2 tRNA genes and 2 rRNA genes are annotated in these 743 nt (G+C 47.1%); all 4 read right to left on the bottom strand.

Features of this window, described 5'->3' with window-relative positions:
- Positions 1-91 (bottom strand): 23S ribosomal RNA (locus NNN64_RS22910); the annotation flags it as partial.
- A gap of 206 nt (positions 92-297) precedes the next feature.
- A tRNA-Ala gene (locus NNN64_RS22905) sits at positions 298-373 on the bottom strand.
- Positions 374-478: 105 nt separating this feature from the next.
- Positions 479-555: transfer RNA gene (locus NNN64_RS22900), tRNA-Ile, on the bottom strand.
- 71 nt (positions 556-626) lie between these two features.
- A 16S ribosomal RNA gene (locus tag NNN64_RS22895) occupies positions 627-743 on the bottom strand; the annotation flags it as partial.

Genomic DNA, 743 nt, shown 5'->3' with positions numbered 1-743 from the left:
TATCACCTTACCGACGCTTATCGCAGATTAGCACGTCCTTCATCGCCTCTGACTGCCAGGGCATCCACCGTGTACGCTTAGTCGCTTAACCTCACAACCCGAAGATGTTTCGTAAAACACCANCGTGTTGCGAAAATTTGAGAGACTCGAACACACCGCTTTTCATTTCTTATTACGGAGAAATGAAACAGTGTGTCGTTTCAATTTTCAGCTTGATCCAGATTTTTAAAGAGCAAAACTTCGCAGTGAACCTTTTCAGGTACACTCTGAAGTTTTCTTGNTTTTTTGCAGTAAAGATGGTGGAGCTATGCGGGATCGAACCGCAGACCTCCTGCGTGCAAAGCAGGCGCTCTCCCAGCTGAGCTATAGCCCCATCGTAGTTATCTCATTCACCTTAATTTTTGTTGAAGCAAGGCGTGGTGACACGAAGCATACTGAAGTATGTGAGTGTCGCCGCAACGCGGCATCAGCAAAAATTTGGTAGGCCTGAGTGGACTTGAACCACCGACCTCACCCTTATCAGGGGTGCGCTCTAACCACCTGAGCTACAAGCCTGCAGAGATTTTCTTACTGCTAATTTTCATCAGACAATCTGTGTGAGCACTACAAAGAACGTTTCTTTAAGGTAAGGAGGTGATCCAACCGCAGGTTCCCCTACGGTTACCTTGTTACGACTTCACCCCAGTCATGAATCACAAAGTGGTAAGCGCCCTCCCGAAGGTTAAGCTACCTACTTCTTTTGC

Origin of the sequence: Citrobacter sp. Igbk 14, assembly GCF_028069825.1 — a bacterium.
In the GTDB taxonomy this organism is placed as follows: Bacteria; Pseudomonadota; Gammaproteobacteria; order Enterobacterales; family Enterobacteriaceae; genus Citrobacter.
The sequence above is the reverse complement of the archived record's forward strand: the minus strand, read 5'-3'. Positions and strand labels throughout refer to the sequence as shown.